Source organism: Armatimonadota bacterium, from assembly GCA_022563855.1.
Classification (GTDB): Bacteria; Armatimonadota; Fimbriimonadia; order Fimbriimonadales; family Fimbriimonadaceae; genus JADFMN01.
In genome coordinates this window covers 215133-232084 of the sequence record JADFMN010000004.1, presented here as the reverse complement: position 1 = coordinate 232084, position 16952 = coordinate 215133, and the positions used below count along the sequence as shown (strand labels likewise).

At 60.1% G+C, this 16952-nt stretch carries 15 protein-coding genes and 1 pseudogene; 7 read left to right on the top strand and 9 right to left on the bottom strand.

The window, feature by feature from the left end:
* The first annotated feature begins 72 nt into the window (after nucleotides 1-72).
* Nucleotides 73-306: a zf-HC2 domain-containing protein gene (locus IH944_07080; protein MCH7904316.1), complete on the top strand. Its 234-nt coding sequence runs from the start codon at nucleotides 73-75 to the stop codon at nucleotides 304-306.
* Between the two features lie 379 nt (nucleotides 307-685).
* On the opposite strand, the gene IH944_07075 is transcribed toward IH944_07080, so the two are convergent.
* On the bottom strand, nucleotides 686-1138 hold the full coding sequence (locus IH944_07075) for a TIGR00725 family protein (GenBank protein ID MCH7904315.1): 453 nt from the start codon (nucleotides 1136-1138) through the stop codon (nucleotides 686-688).
* A gap of 434 nt (nucleotides 1139-1572) precedes the next feature.
* Between IH944_07075 and IH944_07070 the strand changes: the two genes are divergently transcribed.
* Nucleotides 1573-2868, top strand: coding sequence for a hypothetical protein (locus IH944_07070; protein ID MCH7904314.1), 1296 nt, complete (start codon nucleotides 1573-1575; stop codon nucleotides 2866-2868).
* Nucleotides 2869-3021: 153 nt separating this feature from the next.
* Here IH944_07070 and IH944_07065 read toward each other — a convergent pair whose 3' ends face one another.
* The gene (locus tag IH944_07065) at nucleotides 3022-4149 is read right to left on the bottom strand and encodes a DUF2961 domain-containing protein (GenBank protein ID MCH7904313.1); all 1128 of its coding nucleotides are present in this window, start codon (nucleotides 4147-4149) and stop codon (nucleotides 3022-3024) included.
* Between the two features lie 169 nt (nucleotides 4150-4318).
* Nucleotides 4319-5926 (bottom strand): FMN-binding glutamate synthase family protein, encoded by a 1608-nt coding sequence (locus tag IH944_07060; protein ID MCH7904312.1) that lies wholly within the window; start codon nucleotides 5924-5926, stop codon nucleotides 4319-4321.
* A gap of 241 nt (nucleotides 5927-6167) precedes the next feature.
* On the opposite strand from IH944_07060, the gene IH944_07055 reads away from it, so the two are divergent.
* Complete coding sequence (locus IH944_07055; GenBank protein MCH7904311.1) at nucleotides 6168-6959, top strand: intradiol ring-cleavage dioxygenase; 792 nt, start codon at nucleotides 6168-6170, stop codon at nucleotides 6957-6959.
* A 2-nt stretch (nucleotides 6960-6961) separates the two neighbouring features.
* Here IH944_07055 and IH944_07050 read toward each other — a convergent pair whose 3' ends face one another.
* The 5 genes from IH944_07050 to serS all read right to left on the bottom strand — a co-directional run bounded on the left by IH944_07050 (nucleotide 6962) and on the right by serS (nucleotide 12640).
* Nucleotides 6962-8236, bottom strand: coding sequence for an aminotransferase class V-fold PLP-dependent enzyme (locus IH944_07050; GenBank protein ID MCH7904310.1), 1275 nt, complete (start codon nucleotides 8234-8236; stop codon nucleotides 6962-6964).
* Nucleotides 8237-8506: 270 nt separating this feature from the next.
* On the bottom strand, nucleotides 8507-9049 hold the full coding sequence (locus IH944_07045) for a hypothetical protein (GenBank protein ID MCH7904309.1): 543 nt from the start codon (nucleotides 9047-9049) through the stop codon (nucleotides 8507-8509).
* A 198-nt stretch (nucleotides 9050-9247) separates the two neighbouring features.
* Nucleotides 9248-9991, bottom strand: a complete 744-nt coding sequence (locus tag IH944_07040; protein MCH7904308.1) for an SDR family oxidoreductase — start codon at nucleotides 9989-9991, stop codon at nucleotides 9248-9250.
* Nucleotides 9988-11346 carry an FAD-binding oxidoreductase gene (locus tag IH944_07035; GenBank protein ID MCH7904307.1) on the bottom strand — a complete coding sequence of 453 codons (1359 nt, stop codon included), beginning with the start codon at nucleotides 11344-11346 and terminating at the stop codon, nucleotides 9988-9990. Before IH944_07035 ends, IH944_07040 begins: the two co-directional genes overlap by 4 nt.
* 16 nt (nucleotides 11347-11362) lie before the next feature.
* Nucleotides 11363-12640 carry a serine--tRNA ligase gene (serS, locus tag IH944_07030; GenBank protein MCH7904306.1) on the bottom strand — a complete coding sequence of 426 codons (1278 nt, stop codon included), beginning with the start codon at nucleotides 12638-12640 and terminating at the stop codon, nucleotides 11363-11365.
* Nucleotides 12641-12713: 73 nt separating this feature from the next.
* Here serS and IH944_07025 point away from each other — a divergent pair, with 73 nt between their 5' ends.
* Complete coding sequence (locus IH944_07025; GenBank protein ID MCH7904305.1) at nucleotides 12714-13631, top strand: polysaccharide deacetylase family protein; 918 nt, start codon at nucleotides 12714-12716, stop codon at nucleotides 13629-13631.
* Nucleotides 13632-13649: 18 nt separating this feature from the next.
* Nucleotides 13650-14342 carry an HD domain-containing protein gene (locus IH944_07020; GenBank protein MCH7904304.1) on the top strand — a complete coding sequence of 231 codons (693 nt, stop codon included), beginning with the start codon at nucleotides 13650-13652 and terminating at the stop codon, nucleotides 14340-14342.
* Between the two features lie 933 nt (nucleotides 14343-15275).
* Here the strand turns inward: IH944_07020 and IH944_07015 are convergent.
* Nucleotides 15276-15503: pseudogene (locus tag IH944_07015) on the bottom strand (hypothetical protein).
* Between the two features lie 716 nt (nucleotides 15504-16219).
* Between IH944_07015 and rpsF the strand changes: the two are divergent.
* Both rpsF and IH944_07005 read left to right on the top strand, forming a co-directional pair.
* Nucleotides 16220-16513 (top strand): 30S ribosomal protein S6, encoded by a 294-nt coding sequence (gene rpsF, locus IH944_07010; GenBank protein MCH7904303.1) that lies wholly within the window; start codon nucleotides 16220-16222, stop codon nucleotides 16511-16513.
* 7 nt (nucleotides 16514-16520) lie between these two features.
* Nucleotides 16521-16943 carry a single-stranded DNA-binding protein gene (locus IH944_07005; GenBank protein MCH7904302.1) on the top strand — a complete coding sequence of 141 codons (423 nt, stop codon included), beginning with the start codon at nucleotides 16521-16523 and terminating at the stop codon, nucleotides 16941-16943.
* Nucleotides 16944-16952: the final 9 nt, after the last annotated feature.

Sequence of the window (16952 nt, the reverse complement as noted above, 5' to 3'; positions counted from 1 at the left end):
ACTCCCTGATGCAGCCTAACGGCCCTCTTCCCGGGAACTAATCGGTATGGCCCAGTCCTTTTTGCTCTCGGAATGATCGCAGACTGCCAGCAGATCAGGGCTCGACTGATGAGCTATCTGGATAACGAGCTCTCCGCTGAAGAGATGGTCGTTGTCGGTCAACATCTTGCAAACTGCGACCCCTGCTCGCGTGCGTTCGCGACCGAGCGCGAGTACCTGGACTGTGTGCGAAGCAAACTGGCGATCGTCGATCTCCCAGCAGGTTTACTAGCCCGCATCATGGCGGCGCTGGATCAGGCGGTGTGACCGTCGCGTCGTGTGCCATAGTCAGTTTTCAGTTCTCAGATCTTAGATTTCAGATTTCAACTCCTCAATCACCGAACCCCCGAACCTCCGAACCGATCCCCGTGTGCCACGGTCATGCCATGAGGGTTTGTCCGAGTTTTTGCGACTGCAGCGACTTCTCCTGAGCTCAGCCTGTCCTGAGCTTGTAGAAGGATCGAAGGAGCCGGTTTGCTCGGCAGGCTATAGCCAGCGCACCTATCGCAATCAATGGAGGGCGTCGCTCTGTCGATGCCGGCGAACGGCGCGATAGCCCGTGAGCATCCGCGCGGCTCGCGAGGACGCTCGCCCTCCCAGAGACGACATGGACGATGGCGTTCCTGCGACACCGCGCACGCTGTTGCTACCGGCTGGCCAGTGCTGTCTTGACCGCCTCGACCGCGCTGCTTGCCTGCACGATCCGATCCGATCCGAGATCCCACGATCCCAGGCCGACGACGGTCTTGCCGAGCTTCAGAGCGAACGCGATCTCGCTCAGCGTTCCGTACTCGCCGCCGACCGCGATCATCGCCTCGCCGGCCTTGGCGACCAGCGCGTTCCTCGCCTCTTCCATTCCGGTCGGAACGCGGATGTCTACCCACTGATTGGCTTCGTTTCGGTCGCTTCCGGGAAGGATTCCTACCGTCGTCCCTCCGGCCTGCTTGCACCCCTTGCACGCGGCCTCCATCACGCCTCCGAGGCCACCCGAGACAACGCCGTAGCCTGCCTCCGCCAGCAAGCGACCGACCTCCTCGGCGATCTTCGCCTCCTCCGCGCTGCAGTCGCCCGCGCCCACGACGGCGATCAACCTGACCATGCCGGATTATGGAATATGGGAGGGTTTGCCTTGCCGCATCGGAGGGTGGCGCTCCTGCGACACCGCGCTTGCAACTGACCGAACGCCATCTTAGCCGTCCAGCGAAAGCCGAGGTCGCCCAGGAGGACGACCCTCCGTCGGAGCGCCGACGTCATCCTGAGCGGATCGAAGGACCGCATCCAGGCCTTTGGACTCTTAGTCCAAGGCACTCCGATGCCCTCACCTAACCTCTCCCACTCACCGACGCGCTCAACTACCGAAAACCACAGGAGCGGGAGAAGAGCTGTCGGAAACGACCTCCTTAATTGCGTGCCCCAAGCCAACCCGAACCGCCGAGCTCCCGAGCCGCCCACAATTCCCCTCGGGACTTGGGACATTAAACTTGGGACATTAAACCTGGGACACCCCGCACCTTCTTCTGATATCATCGAAGCATGGGGGCACGCAAGTGGGTCATCGGCGGTTTCCTGGCGGCGGTACTTCTCGTCGTCGGGTTGTGGGCGTTCAGCAACCTCAAAGAAGAAGAACGCAATAAAACAAGGCTCGCCACCGCCCTCGCCCGGGCCGAGTCGCTCGGAGTCCCCATTTACACCAAGCAACTGTACGAGAGCCCGATCCTCGACGATGAGAACGCTTGGGTCGAAATCAACGAGATAGATCGGCTGTACGATGAGAACAGTGACAACTGGCCATCCGCTTCGGAGTTTTCGAGGATAAGTGACAGAGACGAGTTCTTGGCAGGCGCAGCAGTCGCGATCCAGCAGTTCGAGCCGATCTATCAACAAGTTCAGCTACTGATGTTGAAAGAGAAGTACGTTGTTGGCCGAGACTGGGAGCGAGGCGTGGCGATGTTGATGTCCGACCTGGGCTCGAGCAAGCAAGCCGTAACCGCCCTTTGCGTCCGCGCTCGGTATAGGCTCTTTAACGACGATGTCGCAGGCTCGATCGACGACTTGAACTCTGCAAATCGAATATCCGCTCTTTTAGGGTCGGAGCGCAGTCTGACGACCGTAATCGCCTGGCTGGGCACACAAAAAACAATCGCATCTGAGGTGATACGTCACGGTAGTCACGCGATCTCAGAAGATCACAAGTCTCAGTTAGAGTCTGTCTTAGACGCCTTGTTCCAGCCGATCGATCTGAAGACGCTTTACGAGCAAGAGATCGTCCTGTTTCTGGATTCAATGCGAATGGTGAGTGACGAGAACAAGAATGGGAACCAGTTCAGAAAAAATATTGACGACATAGACATGCACTCTCTAGCGGGGAAAATAGAAGGCTCGTCATTGTCAGCGAGTGCGGCGAGAAAGTTCGAGATATTGGGTATTCAGGCAGCGTGTGACTTTTATGAAAAGCTCAGTTCGAGAGTAGAGGACTACGTGAAGAACGACGAGCAATATACGAAGTTCGTCGAGCATCCGACTGATTGGGTGGCTCAGGGGTTCCCTTATGGTTTTTACGAAATCATGGACCATCTCGGCTTGTTCGATGCGTCGCTTACTATCGGGCCGTACAGACTAATAGCTCGGCGTGCGATGGTCGGCGAGCTTTACCAAAAAGCGTTCGAAATCGCCACAGGGTCTGTCTCGCTGGACGACGGCGCGAAGTGGCAGTCGAAACTAATTGATGGAGCTGAATTCGAGTTCTTGATGTACGAAGGCGGGTTCAGTATTACCGTGACCGCCCCCGATCTCGACCCGGTTACTTTGAAGTTCGACCAACCTGAGTAGGCGGAGTGGAGGGTGGCACGTCGTCCTGAGCGGATCGAAGGATCCCGCGACACGGCGTCTAAGTCCCCTCCCCCTAGGCCTAGGGGGAGGGTTAGGGAGGGGGAATGTGAATCCGCTCCTCTCCCAATGCATTGGGAGAGGGGGCATGTACGCCTACTTCTCAGTGCCCCACGGGCTGCCGCCGCCCTTCGACTGCCGCCAGGCCTCGCGCCACCGGTGGACCTCGACCACTCCGACCTCCTGCAGTGGCTTGCGCTTTTCTGCAGACGGAAGAGCAGGAAACTCCTTCGAAGGCATCGTCTGATACCAGTACGCCACAGAAGACAGACCCAAAGTCAGGCAGTTAGCGTGGCCGTGCTCGATCGAAGCCCTCAAAGAAGACCGGAACCGCACCGGGTCCTCGATGTGGAACCGGTAGTTGTGCGTCTTCCCGATCCAGCCGAAACGCGGGTCGTCGTTGCCCCGCCCCGGCGCGTAGGCGATCCCGAAATACGGGTGGCAGTAATGCTCGTCGGGGCACCACGACTGGTTGAAGTAGTCCTCCGTCCCGGTACCGTGCAACGAGCAAGGCCACGACTCGCCGTCGATCACGAACATGTCGTCGCCCTCCCCGTACCACACCGGCCCGGGGTTCTGGACGTAGTAGTTCACGCCGACGTAGTGCCCCGTCCCCTCGCACTCGCAGAACAGATAGTTCGCAGCGTCCGATGGGTTCTTCGGAGTGTCGCCGAAGATGCCCCACTCGTTCTCGACGCCGCCCTCGGGAGTGGTCAGCTCCTGGTTGTACCAAGCGCAGAACCGCGGCACGTCGTCGCCGATCGAAGCGTGCTCCTCGTAGTCGATGTAGTAGTAGAACGCGTCGACGTCCTCCGGCCCCTGGTTCTCGACCGTGATCTTCGCACCGTTTCCGTACGGCATCGAGAAGTAGCAGACGAGCGCGTTCCCCTCCTTCGGCGCGGCTGCGAGCGGCAGGCTGATGAAGTTGTACTTCATGCCCCACCCCTGCCCGAAGAAGTCGCCGATCGGCGCCTCGACGCTCGGGTGCTCCTGCCCGTCCCAGTACATGCGCAGCACGAGGTTTCGCCGCGCCATCTCGTCCTTGCTGCTGATCGTGACCCAGATGTGCTTGACGATCCCCGCGCCGTCCATCTCGGCGAGCACAGCTGTCTCGCCCTTCTTGAACTTGATGTAGTCCGCGTTCCCCCCGCTCCGGTCGTAGCTGCTGATCCGCCTCGACTTCGCATCGACGATCTTCAGGAGTCCGCTTAAGCCTGATTGCATGACGGGCAGTTTACTGCGCGCCGGGTGGTTTGGTCGCTCGATTGATCGTGTGCCACGGTCAGGCCCGGAGGGTCTGTCCGTGCGACTACCCGCCTAGAAGGCGCCTCAAGCTGCTCGAAGGCAAAGCGCGCTCAAGCCCGCGCACTCCAAAACCGAACAAAACCAACCGCTAGTGCACAGACCCCACGACCTCGGGTGGGTGGCAGAACCGGTCGGTCTTGGCGTAGTCCCACATCGCCTGCCACGTCTGCGGGCCGCTCCCGGCCGCCAGCGCGCCCCGCGCGATCCACTCGTACAACTCGGAGTACCGCAGACACCGCGTCTCGTCCACTCGCCGGAAGATGTGCTCCGGCCTGATCTGCTCTGGCGCGGTCAGCCCCGCTGCCGCCAGGATCTCAAGGAACGAGTGCACGGTCTTCGCGTGGTAGTTCGCGACCCGCTGCCCTTTGTCGCCGACGTTGATCGCCTTGTCGAGCTTCGGGTCCGTCGTTGCGACTCCGACCGGGCAGTCGTTGTGGTTGCACCGTCTCGCCTGGATGCAGCCGAGCGCGAACATCATGCCGCGCGCGCACAGGCACACGTCCGCACCGAGCGCCATCACGCGGAACATGTGGAACCCGGTGATGATCTTGCCGCTGGCGAAGATCTTCAACTGGTCGCGCACGCCGGCGCCCATCAGCACGTTGTTCGCGAAGGCGATCGCGTCACGCAGCGGCATCCCGATCGAGTTGGAGAACTCGAACGGCGCCGCGCCCGTGCCACCCTCGCTGCCGTCGATTGTGATGAAGTCCGGCACCTTTCCAGTTTCGCGCATCGCCTTGACGACCGCGACGAACTCCTCGGGCTGGCCGATGCAGATCTTGATGCCCACAGGCTTGCCGCCGCTCAGCTCGCGCAGGTGCTCAATGAACTCCAGCATCTCTAGCGGGTTGGAGAACTCGCTGTGCGTCGACGGCGAGACGACGCGTTCGCCCTTCGGTACGCCCCGGATATCCGCGATCTCTTGCGTCACCTTCTTCGCTGGCAGGAGGCCGCCGTGCGCCGGCTTCGCACCCTGCGAAAGCTTGATCTCGATCATCTTCACGCTCTCCCGGGAGGCGTTCTCCTTGAACTTCTCCGCGTCGAAACCGCCGTCCGCGCTCCGGCAGCCGAAATAGCCCGTGCCTACCTGCCAAATGAGGTCTCCACCGTGGCTCAGGTGGTGCGGGCTGATCCCGCCCTCGCCTGTGTTGTGGCAGAACCCGCCCTCGGCCGCGCCCTTGTTGAGCGCCTGGATCGCGCGCAGGGAGAGCGAGCCGTAGCTCAGCGCGCTGATGTTGAACCGGCTGCAAGCGTAAGGCTTGGAGCATCGGCCCTCGCCGACCATCACGCGCGGCTCCTCGGGGAGCGGCGTCGCCGGGTCGAGCGAGTGGTTCATCCACTCGTACCCGTGCACATAGGTGTCGAACTGGGTGCCGAACGGCATCGTGTCGATGACGCCCTTGGCGCGCTGGTAGACGATCGACCGTTCGTTGCGGCTGAACGGCCGGCCGTCGAGGTTCGACTCCACGAAGTATTGCTGGATCTCCGGCCGCACCAGTTCCATCACGTACCGCCCGTGGCCGATCACGGGGTAGTTGCGCAACAGCGAATGGTCGCGCTGGACCATGTCGTGAATTCCGATCAGAACGTACGGCCCGACCAGGAGCATGAACCACCACACCCACGGGTAGTTGAACGCGAGCGCTAGAATCAGCCCGAGGCTGACAAGCGAAGTGACCAGGAATACAACACGCATCATCGGCGTTACACTTCCTTTGAGTGCGCTCTGCAACACGCACCCATTGAGTTGCGACGAACCGCCCAGGCCATCCGATGCCCCACGGCACGAGGGCAACTGCTGGTCGGTGCCGCCTGGATCCTAAACCATCGAGCTTCCGCGCCGGGAACTCGAAACGATAGTCTACCTGCGCCTTGCGAACGTATTGAACAACCGGAACCCCGCGGCGTCTCAGCCAGTATCGCCAAGAGAGGCCGCTATGCCGTCTGACTTCCCCTATGAGCCCGGCCAGAAGGCGCTCCGCCTGACTGAGCAAGACCGAGCCACCCGCAGGCAGTTTCTCCTGCGAGTCGCACTCTTCGGCGCCGGCATCGTCGGCGCTAAGAGCGTAGCCGCCCAACTGCTGACCGATCCGGAGCTGGCCTACCGCGTCGCGGGCGAGATGCTCGACGACCCCCTTGTGCGCGAGGCGCTGACAGACGAACTGCGGCTCACACCCCACCTCACCGAAGGGCCGTTCTTCCCGTACCGCTACATGCCGCTCGACAAGGACAACGACCTCGTCAGGCTGGGCGACAGTACGATAGACGCGCTCGGAGAAATCCTCAACCTGCGCGGCAAGGTTCTTACAAAGAACGGCGAACCGGTCCCGAACGCAGAAGTCCACCTCTGGCAGACCGACTCGCGGGGCGCCTACTTAGTGCCCTCCTCGAGCAATTTCCAGAACCGCGACTCGAACTTCCAGGGGTACGGGCGGTTCGAGACGGACTCGAAGGGCGAGTACCGCTTCCGCACGATCCGACCGGTCCCCTACGCCAACCGCACGCCGCACATCCACATTGCGGTCGATCGCAAAGGGCACAGGCGGCTCGCGACCCAGATCATCGACCGCGACCACCGTATGACCGCCCGGGATGGCGTTCTCCGCTCCGTGCGGGACCCCGAGCTGCGCGAACTAGTCCTGCGCTCGTTCAAGCCTTCTGAGAACTCCAAGCTGGGCGAGATCGAAGTGATCTTCGACATCGTCGTCGGCGCAACGCCGGAGATCTAGCCCTAGCCGATCCCTTCGCGACACGCTTTGAGCATCGCCTCGGCGAACAGGTCGATCTCGCTGAGGGTGGTGTAGACGTTCGGCGTGATGCGTAGGCCTTGGTACTGCTTGTGGTTGATCGTCGTGCAGAAAATCCCGTACTCCTTCAGCAGCCAAGCCGCGATCTCTCCCTGATCTAGGCCAAGTATCTCGACGTTGGTGATCCCGCACGAGTGCTCGTCGGATAGGTTCGTGTTGAACCGGACGTTCTTCTCCTCCGCTATCTTGTCGATCCATCTTGTGCGCAGATAGCGCAATCGCGCGGCCTTTCGCTCCGCGCCGATCATCTCGTGGAACGTCAGCGCCTCGCCGATCGCGTTGTGGTTCGCCGCCGGGTGCGTGCCGATCTCCTCGAACTTTCTGATATCGTCGTCCTGCTCCTCGGTCGCAGGCGTCAGCGGCCAGAGGTCCTTGATCTTGTCGCGCTTCACGTACAGAAAGCCGGTGCCGATCGGCGCCATCAGCCACTTGTGCAGCGACGTTCCGTAGTATTCGCAGCCCAGGTCGTCGCGCTCGAACGGGAACTGTGCAAACGCGTGTGCGCCGTCCACGATGACCGGGATTCCGCGACTGCGCCCCAGCTCACAGACCGCCTTCACCGGCCAAATCTGCCCCGTCAGGTTGATCACGTGGCAGATCAGAATGACTTTCGTGCGGCTCGTGATGCCGCTCTCGATCGCGTCGACCAGCTCTTGCAGGCTGTTCGGCACGGTCGGAAAGCTGACCTGCACCAGCTTGATGCCCTCTCGTCGCTCGCGCTGCTTGATCGTGTTGATCATCCGGCCGTAGTCCTGGTCTGTCGTCAATATCTCGTCGCCAGGTTCGAGGTCGATGCCAAGCAGGGATATCTCCAGCGCCTCGCTCGCGTTGCGTGTGATCGCCATCTCGTCCTTGTCGCACCCAAAGTGCCGTGCCAGCCGAAGTCGCACATGCTCTACCTCCGGTTCCAAATGCTTCCACATATGGTAGGCCGGAGCCTGGTTGGAGTACTCAATCTGTCGCCTGAGCGCCTCGTTCACGATCCGCGGCGACGGGCAGACGCCGCCGTTGTTGAAGTTGATCAGGTTGCGGTCTTGGGTAAACGCCGACTGAATCTTCGCCCAGAAGTCCTCGTCCTGCGCGCTGATCACCGCGTCTTTGTCGGCCCAGCTAACCGCCTTCGCCACCAAGTCGAGCGTGTCGTCCCTGAACGCAGCGGTCACCATGCCAGATATCAACAGTTCGCGCCGTGTGAGCATAACGATAGTAGTTTAGCGCGAATTCGGGGTGCTGCTTGCAATAGTTGCAAGGCGTTCTGATTGACCTAGAGGTTTGCGCTCGTGAGATGGAGGGTCGTCCTCCTGTGCGACCTTAGCTTCAGCAAGCGACAGACTTCGAGCCCGACATCTGAGATTTGAAATCTGAGATATCGCCTGCCCCCTCCTATCCTCCCCCGGCCACGAAGGCATGCGACCAGTGTCAGGCTGCAGGCCGGGGGAGGGATACGGGCGTGACCGTGGCGCACGCCGCTATGAAGGCTTGAACGAGAACAGTTTCAGCAACGGTATCTGATCTTGAGTGAGGTTGAGCTCCTTTGAACGACTCATTGGATAGACCTCGCGTTCGTCCCAGAACGCATTTGGAAAGCTCGTTGTGACGCCAATCAATACATTTCGAGACTTAGCGTCGGCCAGTGCTTCCGTCCCCGGTATAAGGAAGAGGTGCTCGATACAGATTGGTCTGACCTGTCCAGAGCTTGAAGCGGCGGACCCTTTGGGACCAGTCAGCACAAGGAATACGTCAGGGAGCGCATCTTCGCTCATGTCAAGCAGGCCATCGTGTTGGCCATAGAACTTCACGTTGACAGTGCTTCCTGCGAGCACACCGTCTAAAAGTACTCCGTCTGAGCCCTTATGTGCAGCGGACTCATGAAGCTGTATATTGAACACCTTGGAAGCGATGAACTCACCAATGTGCCCACGCAAGGCGGGTCTTCCGATGATCGAAGCGACCCGATCAGACGCTATATTCACTTGCGAAATCGCTACTGCAAGTTCTTCGAGATCTTTCATGGCATATCCTCGGTCACGAATTCTACTCGTGACTGACTTGGGGCGTTCAAAGCGAAGCGTGTAGGCTAATCAGTGCCCCAGCGACTGGCACTATAGATAGCGCGGACTCGTCCGCGCACTCCAAACCGAACCAACCCGAACACAGTTCTCAGTCGGCAGTCGGCAGTTTGCAGTTTTCCGAACCCCCGAACTTCCTCCCTAGAACTTCATCTTTTTGAAGATGCGTTCCGGAATCGTGCGGACGGCGAGCATGACCCACTTCCAAATCCCAGGTACGTACGCGATGTCCTTTCGCCGTTCGAGCGCCCGCACGATCTGCTTGCCTACGTCCTCTGGAGTCGCCAGCATCATGAGGCCGTCCATGCCGTACGTCATGGAGGTGTCGACGAAGCCGGGCTTGACGGTCATCACGTGGACGCCGACCTTGTGGAGCCGAGCTCGCAACCCTTGCAAGAACGCGCTCATGCCGGCTTTCGCCGATCCGTAAACGTAGTTCTTGACTCGGCCGCGGTCGCCAGCGATGCTCGAAATGCCGATGACGAACCCCGTTCTGGTCTCTTCAAAGTGATTGGCCAAGTGCAGCAACAGAGACATCCCGCCCGAGTAATTCCGCGTGACTACGTCCACGCAGTCCCTCGGATCTTTCTCGACAGCCGACTGATCGCCGAGGTAGCCGAGCGCGACGACCACGCCCGCTAGGCCGCCGGCCCTCTTGATAACGTGTTTCACGAACTCGCCGTGCGCTGCGAAGTCCTCGGCATCGACGACTCCGACCTGCACGCTGACTCCGTGTCTGATCTCGAAGTCGCTGGCAAGACGCCACAGCTCAGGCAAGTCTCTACCGGCCAAGTACAGATTGTAACCGCGGCTCGCGAACTCTTCGGCCACCGCGCGCGCGATTGCAGACGTCGCACCGATCACGAGCACGGGATTTGACGTCAAGGCGCGATCTCCAAACGGCGAGCCAAGTCTGAACTGAACCGGTTCTCAGGATCGACCTCCCTCTTCACCTTGAGAAACTCGTCGAGCTTGGGATACATCGCCTTGAACGCCGGCACGGGCAGACATGCGTCCTTTGCCAGATAGACGCGACCGCCGTACTCTAGAACGATCTCGTCGAGGCGCTTGAGCAACTTAGGCAGGGCGTTGCACACCGGCAGGTCGACCGCGAGCGTGTACCCCTCGGCCGGGAACGAGAGTAGCCCCTTGCCGGCGGGGCCAAACCGCTTCAACACTGCGAGAAACGACGCCCGCTTGAACTTGGAGATCAGCAGCATCGCCTTGCGGACCGCCTCTCGCGCCCTTTCTGTCGGAACGACGAACTGATACTGCACGAACCCTGCCTTCCCGTACATGCGGTTCCAATCGTTGACGGCATCCAGCGGATAGAAGAACCGATCGTAGTCAACGTGGAACTCGCCGCGCCGGCCTTGAACCCGGTAGTAGAGGGCGTTGAACAGCCCGACGGTGAAACGGTTCAGGTAAATCGTCGGCCAATCTCGCTTGATCCTCCTTTGCCTCCTGAATTTCGGCTTCAGGGCATCTCGCGTCATCAGCGGAATCTCGGATCGCTTCGCGTGGTGCGCGGTCATCAGCACGCCGCGTCCCAGGTGCTTCCCTTTGGCTAGGCAGTCGAGCCAGCACACGCTGTACACATCGTCGCACGCGGGCGTCTGGAGGAGATTGAACACGACGTCGAGATTCGCGGCCTGCCGATGATTGACCTTCATATACGCCGTTTCGATTTTCTTCAACTGCAAGGTGACGGTTGAAATCACTCCGGTCAGCCCCATGCCGCCAACGGTCGCCCAATAAAGATCGGCCCTCTCTTCACGCGAGCACTTCACGGTCTCGCCGCCTGGCAGCACAAGCTCGATCTCGCGGACGAAGTTGCTGAACGGGCCGTCGCGATGGTGGTTCTTTCCGTGAACGTCGGTAGCGACGCATCCGCCTAGCGAACAGAACTTCGTTCCGGGCGTGACTGGCAGGAACCACCCGCGCGGCACCATCGCCTCGAGCACGCGTTCCAACGTCGCGCCCGCCTCAGCCTGAAGCACTCCCGTCTTTTCGTCGAACTCCAAGAACCGGTTCAAGCGCTCGGTCAGCAGCACGACCCCCTCCGAGTTCAGCGCAGCATCCCCGTAGCTCCTGCCCTGACCGCGAGCCAGCGTCTTGCCGCTTTGGTAGGCGAGCTGCGCAGCCTTTTCCGGCCTCACCACCGTCTGCTCGACGCGCGGAAACCTACCCCAGCCAGAAAGCTCCGGAAGTTTGCATTTTGCGGGAGGATTGTTTGGCATGACCTCTTATCCGGCGCTACGGCTTCTCGATGACGTCCGTACCCATATACGGCCGCAGCGGCTCCGGAATCACCACGTCGCCGCTGGCGAGTTGATTCGTCTCCAAGATCGCCACCATCAGTCGCGGGACGGCCAGTGCCGATCCGTTCAGGATGTGGACGAACTCCGGCTTTTCGCCCTGGCCGCGCCGAAACCGTATGTTCGCACGCCTGGCCTGAAACGCTTCAAAGTTGGCGCAGCTCGAAATCTCGAGAAACCGGTCTTCGCCCGGAGACCACAGCTCAAGGTCGTAGCATTTCGTACTCTTCTCGCCCATATCTCCGGCGCACAGCAGAAGCACGTGATAGTGCAGACCGAGCGCCTGCAACAGCTTCTCAGCGTCCGCAACGAGCCGCTCCAGGGCGTCGTAGCTGGTCTCTGGCAGAACGAACTTCACCAGTTCAACCTTGTCGAACTGGTGCATCCTCAGAATGCCGCGAGTAAGCCGGCCCGCCGCTCCAGATTCGCGCCGGAAGCAAGCTGTGTAAGCGCAGTGCTTGACCGGCAAGTCCGCTCCGTCGAACACTTCGTCGCGGTACATGTTTGTGACCGGCACCTCGCCGGTCGGGATGAGCCACAGGTCGTCGGTCGCCTTGTACAGCTCGTCTTTGAACTTTGGCAAGTTGCCCGTACCGATCATCGAGTCCGTGTGCACGAGAAATGGCGGGAGCACCTCAGTGTATCCGCTCTCGCGCACGTTGAAGTCCAACATCCAGCAGTACAGCGACCGCACAAGCTTGGCGCCGAGCCCCGTGTAAATGGCGAATCCGCTGCCGCTAACCTTCGACGCGCGGTCGAAGTCGATCAGCTTCAGCTCCTCCGCGATCTCAAAGTGCGGCACCGGGCGTTCGTCGAAGCACGGCTTCTCGCCCCACTCTCTGATCACGACGTTCTCCTCCGGCTCGCTCCCATCCGGCACCGATTCGTGCGGCAGATTAGGAAACGCCAGCTCGATCGCTCGCAATTCGGACTCCAGCTCGCGGCCCTTTTCCTCCAGATTCTGGATTTGCTGTTTGAGGTTCTGAGCCTCTTCGCGCGCGGTCGCAGCCTCGTTTTTCTTGCCTTCGGAGAACAGCTGCCCGATCGACTTGCTCACCCGGTTCATCTCCGCCTGCCGCTCGTTGAGCTCGTGCGTGTTGGCGCGCCAAGCCGCGTCAGCCAGTTGGAACTGGTCGATCGGCGCTTCAATGCCCTTCCGCAAAGCGCCTGCGCGCACGATCTCAGGATCGTGCCGGATGAGCTGGCGGTCGAGCATGGATTGACTGTACCTTTTTGAACCTGCACAGCCCGCGCTGCGAACTAGTGGATAATGGTCTGACAGTAAGATCATGGAGAAGACCCGCACCCTTTGCGCGATGTTGGCTGCGTTGCTCGTCTGCCTCCTGGTGGGCTGCTCCGGGAAGCCTGATAACCCTTCCCCATCGAACTCTGTCGTCGAGCCGCCAGCAGAAGAGGAGGTGATCGAGAGGATCACCGATAGACCCGGCAACGAGGACGGCAAGGTGCTCATCGTGATGTACCACCACATCGGAGAGCAAGAGGGCTCTTACAAGCGATCCATCGAGAACTTCAGGGGCGACCTGCAACGACTATACGATCTAGGATTTCGGCCGGTGACGCTCGCTGAGTACGCAGACGACGCAATGGATCTGCCGCCGGGCGCGTCGCCGGTGATCTTGACGTGGGACGACTCGAACAGAGATCAGTTTCGGTATCTCGAAGACGGCTCCATCGATCCAGAGTGCGGGGTCGGGATTTGGCGTCAGTTCGCAGAGGAGCATCCCGACTTCCCGGTGCGCGGAACGTTCTTTGTACTCAAGAACGGTCCTTTCGGTGCGGACGGCCAGAAGAAGGTCGATCAGCTTCTAGCTTGGGGCTGCGAAATCCAGCCTCACACCATCCGGCACCCCAACCTCCGCAAGTTGACGGAGGTCGAGATCATGGCCGAACTCTCTGAGGCTCAGGAGTACATACGATCGCTGGGGTCTGAGCCGAGGTTCTTGAGTCTGCCGTTTGGAATCCGGCCCGAGAACCACGAACTCCTCGTAGAATTTGAGCTGGACGGAACCGTCGTCAGACACGAAGCTGCCGTAAAGGTCGGGGCTGGACCGGCTCCCTCCCCCGGCGACCCGGAGCGCGATCTGCACTGGCTTCCGCGCATACAAGCGTTCGACGGCGAGTACGGGTTGACGTTCTGGCTCGATCTCATTGAAGATGGCCGCGTCGCGCCGTACGTACAGCCGTAAAGCCTATACTGTAACGCGATGCCCGACAAAACCGAGACCCAAGCCGCCGCGCCAGTCACGCTCAAGGACGTCAAGGCGAACGACAGGGTGCAGGAGCTGATCGTCGGCGCGAACGCAGTCATGATGTCGATGGGCTACACCGAGCACGGACACCGACACGTCGGCATCGTCAGCAGCATCACGCGTTACATCATGGAGAACCTCGGCGCTCCGCAAAGGGACATCGAGCTCGGAATGATCGCCGCCTACCTGCACGATATCGGAAACGTCATCAGCCGCGAAAACCACCCCTCGTCAGGCGCGAACATAGCGTTTCGCATACTGGACAAGATGGGCATGCCGCCGCAGGAGATCGCCCCGATCCTTGGTGCGATCGGCAATCACGAGGAGGCGTACGGCGAGGCCGTGAGCGTCATGTCCGCCGCAGTCATCATCGCCGACAAGAGCGACGTCCACAGCTCCCGCGTTCAGAACCCGCTGCGGGAGACGTTCGACATTCACGACAGGGTCAACTTCGCGGTGCAGAAGAGCCGGGTCGAAATGAACAACGAGAAGAAGCGCATCTCGCTCAGGCTGGAGATCGACACAAAATTCGCGTCGGTGATGGAGTATTTCGAGATCTTCATTAGCCGCATGGTGATGTGCCGGCGCGCGGCGACCTTCGTTGGCTACGACTTCGGACTCACCGTCAACGGCACCCATTTGGAGTAAAAGAACGGGAGCGCCTTTCGACGCCCCCGCTACTCGTGGATTTGCTAATGGATTCGAAGCCTATTTACCGTCGCCTTTGATGACGATCGTTTCGTCATCGATCCTGAACTTCATGTGCAGCTCGTCACGATCGTCAAAACCGCCGAGCAGCTTTCGCTGCTCTTTGGTCAGGTCTGAGAGCTTGAGATAGCCTTGCTCCTTGGCGAGCTTCCTCTGCTCGGGGGTCAGGCTCTTCATGAACTCCTTCAGGTTCTCAAGCTTGATCGCGACGCCAGCCATCTTCTCTTTGAGCTCGGCTTGCATCTTCTCCATCCGCTTGCTGAAGTCGCCGCCCTCGCCGAAGTGCCTCTTGAGCTCCTTCATCGCCTCTTCGCGGGCCTTCATCGCGCGCTCAACATCGAGCTTCATAGCGCCCTCTTCGCCGTAGAGGTTTTTTAGCGCCTCTACATGTGCCTTCATCGCACGCTCGATCTCCTTGCTCATCTCGCCGCGCTCGCCCAGGTGCAGCTTCAGGTGCTTCATGGCCTCAGCCATCGCCTTGGACACGTCACCTTGCATTTCCTCGAGATGCTTCAATTCAAGCATCTGACCGTCGCGCCCAAGGATTATGCCCCGTGCGCCACCGCCCTCTTTGAGTCTCTTCAAGAGTTCGCTACGTTCGCCAGCACCTAGTTCTAGCCGTTTCAAGAGCTCGCCGCGCTCGCCCATCAGTTCTCTGAGTTCGCCGAGCTCGAGTCCCCTGCCAAGACGGCCCATCTGTGGCACGACCATGAGGTGAGGCATCTCCGACAGAATTTCGGCGAGCTCCGCAATCTGTTCCTTGGAGAGCTTGTTCTTCATCTTCTCGTTCGCCTCTTGCAATCTCTTGGCGACCTGGTCGCTCGACTGCAGGAACCCGAACGTCCCGTCTGCAGACTCCCACTCCGACATGAACTCGCTGTCGAACATCTCATCGAAGTCAAAGTCAAAGTCGAAGTCGAAGCCACCGTGTTCCTCCATGAAGTCCTCGAAGTCAAAGTCGAAGTCGAAGCCACCGTGCTCCTCCATGAAGTCCTCGAAGTCAAAGTCGAAGTCGAAGTCGCCGTGCTCCTGCATGAAGTCATCGACGTCGAAGTCAAAGTCAAACTCGAAATCGAAGTCGAAGCCCTCGAACTCCTGCATCAGTACTTCGATGTCAATTTCTTCATCGTCTGAGTAGATACGCCATCTCTGGTCGCCATCCTCACCTTTGCGCTGCTGCTCGATCCAAGCCCGCCAAGGGTTCTCCTGGTCGTAACCGCGCGCAAAGTCCTCTCCGCCGAGCGTTTCCGAGGCCGACTCGGACCCGATGCCGCGGACTAGAGCGTAGTACTCTCCGCGCTTGGTCGGCTGGAGGTGCAGGGCGCTCGCCAACTTTGCCACTGCCGTTGCTGGCTTGCCGGTGTCCAGTGCGAGGGTGAGCAGAGCGCCAGTATAGATGTGCTCGTCCTCGATGGCGAGACGAACCCCGTTTTCGCGGAGCCAGGCGAAGACCTTTGCGGCCTCGGCGTTTTCAAAACGCTTCGCCTTGCCGTCCAGCGAGCACACTGCCTTCGCAGTCTTCTCTTGGCCCTCCTTGGCCAAGGCTTGCGTCGCGCTGCCAAGGGCGACGTTTGCGCCTATTCCTGCTATGGCGGCAACTGCCAGAGCCGCGATTCCCACTCGAATCCTATGCTTAATCAACATCGATCATTTTCTCCGAGACTGACTCGTCTCTCACGTCCCTACGGCCTGGTGGCTCCAGTAGTTCCAAGTAATCGACCTATGGCCCACGGATCTTCCTGGTATCATCTTCGACTGCAAACGAGCTCTCTGCACCGCCCTTCGAGGCGGTGCTGAGTTTGAGACCAGAGAGAGCAATGAATACGGCAAAATACGAGGCCTTTTACATCGTCAAGCCCAGCTTGACCGACGATCAAGTGCAGGAGATCGCCGACCGCTTCAAGCAGGTCGTCGAGACCAACGGCGGGTCAGTCGACTCTGCGAAAAAGTGGGACAAGCGCAAGCTAGCGTTTGAAATCGACGACCTGACAGAAGGCAACTACATCCTGATGGAATTTGAGTGCGACACCCAGGTTCCGAAGGAGTTGGCACGCCTTCTGGGCATCAGTGACGATGTAGTTCGCCATCGGATTTTCTCGAGGGAGGATTAATAGAAGCATGTTCATCAACAGAGTCGTCTTGGTCGGTCGCCTGACGCGCGACCCCGAGCTAAGGACAACCACCACGGGTAAGAGCGTGACCGATTTCGGCCTCGCCGTCACCAAGCGGTTCAAGCCGCAGGACGGGGGCCCTGACGCAGACTTTTTCAGAGTAACTGCCTGGGGCAAGTCTGCGGAGTTCGTGGCGAACTACCTGACCAAGGGCCGATTGGTCGCCATAGACGGTCGAATCCAGTCGCGAAAGTACACGACGAAGGAAGGCGTGAACCGCGAGGTAGTGGAGGTCGTCGCCGAGATCGTGCAAGCGCTTGACCGCCCGCGCGACGACGACGGCGCCAGCCAGCGCGGGGGCGGCGGCGAGCCTGAGCCCGTGGCGGTCTCTGCGTCCGAAGACGAGTACGATCCGTTCGCCGACGACTAGGCGTCTGCC